This is a genomic window from Peptoniphilus sp. (assembly GCF_050943655.1).
Classification (GTDB): Bacteria; Bacillota; Clostridia; order Tissierellales; family Peptoniphilaceae; genus Peptoniphilus_A.
On record NZ_JBMNPQ010000117.1, the window covers coordinates 1 to 2,955 of the forward strand.

The following is a 2,955-nucleotide window of genomic DNA, read 5'->3' on the forward strand; positions in this document are numbered from 1 at the left end:
AAAAATGTTTTTATAAATACGAATAATTATAACAAAGTTATAAAACTTTACACTAAATTTAAAAATCGCTTTATTTTTTTACATTTCTATGAGATAATATAAATCTAGTGGAGAGAAATATTTCGTCAATTGTAAACTTTTTATATTTTTATAAAAAAATAGTTGACAAATATAAATCATTACTGTAAAATGGACAAGGTAAGTTGCTTAAGACACAACTGATTAGTAGTGGAGAAATACTCAAGTGGCTGAAGAGGCTCCCCTGCTAAGGGAGTAGGTCCCGATAAAGGGTCGCGAGGGTTCAAATCCCTCTTTCTCCGCCAACGAATATGGTGAGGGCCTTTAGCTCAGTTGGTTAGAGCGCCCGGCTCATAACCGGTAGGTCCTGGGTTCAAGTCCCCGAAGGCCCACCATTTTGCCCAGATAGCTCAGTCGGTAGAGCAGAGGACTGAAAATCCTCGTGTCGCTGGTTCGATTCCGGCTCTGGGCACCAATTATGCTGTTGAACTTCGTGTTTGACAGCTTTTTTTGTGCTTAAAATTTCATGGGAGGTATTATGCTTTACAACAATTCAATCAAGGCTACATTTTTATATAGAAAGAACCGCTTCATTGCAAAATGCAAAAAAGGTTCAAGAATTTTAACTGTCTACGTTCCAAACACTGGCAGATGCGAAGAAATATTTATCGAAGGAGCGACCTGCTTTTTGGAATATAGTGACAACAAAAACCGAAAAACTAAATATACACTTACTTCGATTTACAAGGGCGATAAATTAATTAACATCGACTCCTCTGCCCCAAACTCCGTTGTTCATGAAGGACTTTTAAAGGGTATAATAAATTTAGGTTTTGAAAATAAATTCATAAAACCTGAATATACCTACGGCGACTCTCGATTTGATTTTTACGTTGAAGGCGAAGATGATAAGGCTATGATTGAAGTTAAGGGCGTAACTCTTGAAAAAGACGGCCTATCCTCCTTCCCCGACGCTCCAACAACTAGGGGCATGAAGCACATGAAAGGACTTGCAAATTTAGAAGAAGGCATAAAGCCTACTGCCCTATTTGTAATTCAGTTGGAAGATGTAAATTTATTTACTCCAAATTTTGTTAAAGATAAAAATTTTTCAAATACACTTGTAAAGTCCCACGAAGAAGGCGTAAATATTTTATGCTATAACTCAATTGTCACGCGTTATGGAATAGAAATTAAAGAAGAGATTCCCTACACCTTGGAGGAAATATGGAACTGAGACTTGCGAGATATCAAGATAGAGATCTTATTTTAAAGTTTTATAAAGATGGCTCTAACAAATTAAAATCTGAAGGAATTGATCAGTGGCAGGGCAAAAAAGTCCCAAACCTCGATAATTTTAAAGATTTAATTAATAACAAAGAAATCTTTGTGCTAGAAGACGCCGGCGACGTTGTAGCAACTTGCGTGATAAAAAAATACGATTATGACTACGACAACAACATGCACGGAAGTTGGATTACAGATGGAAATTTCGTTGCAATTCACCGCGTCGCAACAGGACGTGAATTTAGAAAAAAAGGCTATGGCAGAACTCTTTTAGAATTATGTGAAGACTACGCCAAAGAAAATAATATTAAATCTATCCGCATTGATACGCATAGGGACAATAGGTCCATGCAGTCTCTTATAAAGAAGCTTGGATATAATTATTGCGGAATAGTTTATATTGGCGGCACAGACGAAAGGCTCGCCTTTGAAAAAGTATTGGAGGATTAATATGTTTGGTAAAGATAAAGAAAATAGATTCGTTGAAGTTGAAAGTTATGGAACTATCTCCGAAAAGTTTAATATAGTTGTTGATCTTGTAACTGGTGTAAATTATATAAAATTATATTCAAATTACGGCGCATCCATCACACCCCTTCTAGACTCAGACGGCAAAGTAGTAGTCTCATCACAAAGTGAAATAAATGAAATTAAATACAGAGATTAATTATAAAATCTATTTAGGAAGTTTTTAAATTTCTTAAATAGATTTTTTTGCCTTGACTTCCAATTCTCAATAGACTTTTTTATATAAAAAGTATTTATGTCGTTATATATTTTATTTCTTTATTTGCAGATTTTATCTGTTCTTCTAAAGTCTTTATTTCTTAATCTTTAGAGACTACTTTTGATTTTTCTGCATTTATGTCTTTGCCATTTTCGGCCATAATCTTATCGATTACTTCTTTTTCTACACCCAGTTCTTCTAAAAACTCTCTTTTCATTTCTTTCTCCTTACGTTTTTTATACGAGTGTTACAGTCTCACAGGTTAGCTGAGTTTTAAATCATCCCAGGACAATAAGAACCCCACCCTACCACGATGCTTGGCATCGGGTGGATACCCGGGAACCTTGATACTTGCGTATTAAAAAAATCGCATGATTATCACACGATTAATAGCTATATTTATTTAGTTTTGTAGTATTTTACACAATTAATTCACGATTTAAGATATTAAAAAAGCACCTCTAACAATAACTTGTCAGTGTGCTTATTTAATCTTTTTGCATCAATTTTATTTCTCTTTCTATCAACAAATCGATCTCCTCAGTGGTAAATTCCGATAAATCAACAGGATTATCATTTTCTATGGATTCCCTGTTTTTATATTTTTCATCTAATCTTTTATAGATATCTTTTTCCACTCTATCCACCCTACTTTAGCAAAATCATTCAAAATATTATTATATGTTTCTAATTGATTATACCCCAATTTTTCAAATTTTTTAATACTTAAATCAATTAATTTGGAAGTGAATTCTTTTATAGTTTTATAAACATAAATATCCTCATTGTGACAGATAATTATACCTAATTCATTATTATAGTTTGTAACAAAATCACTTCCACTCAGTAGTAAATTACTTGGATGGTTGTGTATAACAATTTTGTTATTATATTTTCTTCGTGCTTTAACTATACTTTCATTA

The 2,955-nt window shown here is 33.2% G+C and carries 5 protein-coding genes and 3 tRNA genes; 6 read left to right on the plus strand and 2 right to left on the minus strand.

Annotated features, from left to right (window positions below; genetic code table 11):
- Positions 1-230: 230 nt before the first annotated feature.
- The 6 genes from ACOX6R_RS07765 (at position 231) to ACOX6R_RS07790 (ending at position 1,972) form a co-directional block, all read left to right on the plus strand.
- Positions 231-323, plus strand: a tRNA-Ser gene (locus tag ACOX6R_RS07765).
- Between the two features lie 13 nt (positions 324-336).
- A tRNA-Ile gene (locus tag ACOX6R_RS07770) sits at positions 337-413 on the plus strand.
- A gap of 4 nt (positions 414-417) precedes the next feature.
- Positions 418-493 (plus strand) — tRNA-Phe (locus tag ACOX6R_RS07775).
- Positions 494-556: 63 nt separating this feature from the next.
- On the plus strand, positions 557-1,255 hold the full coding sequence (gene sfsA / locus ACOX6R_RS07780) for a DNA/RNA nuclease SfsA (protein ID WP_433448940.1): 699 nt from the start codon (positions 557-559) through the stop codon (positions 1,253-1,255).
- Positions 1,246-1,755 (plus strand): GNAT family N-acetyltransferase, encoded by a 510-nt coding sequence (locus tag ACOX6R_RS07785; protein WP_433448942.1) that lies wholly within the window; start codon positions 1,246-1,248, stop codon positions 1,753-1,755. Before sfsA ends, ACOX6R_RS07785 begins: the two co-directional genes overlap by 10 nt.
- 1 nt (position 1,756) lies before the next feature.
- Complete coding sequence (locus tag ACOX6R_RS07790) at positions 1,757-1,972, plus strand: DUF6440 family protein (protein ID WP_433448944.1); 216 nt, start codon at positions 1,757-1,759, stop codon at positions 1,970-1,972.
- A 548-nt stretch (positions 1,973-2,520) separates the two neighbouring features.
- Here the strand turns inward: ACOX6R_RS07790 and ACOX6R_RS07795 are convergent.
- Both ACOX6R_RS07795 and ACOX6R_RS07800 read right to left on the minus strand, forming a co-directional pair.
- A complete protein-coding gene (locus ACOX6R_RS07795; RefSeq protein ID WP_433448946.1) occupies positions 2,521-2,670 on the minus strand; it encodes a hypothetical protein in 150 nt (49 codons plus the stop codon).
- The coding region (locus ACOX6R_RS07800; protein WP_433448948.1) for a hypothetical protein at positions 2,643-2,955 on the minus strand (313 nt) is incomplete at its 5' end. The genes ACOX6R_RS07795 and ACOX6R_RS07800, both read right to left, overlap by 28 nt.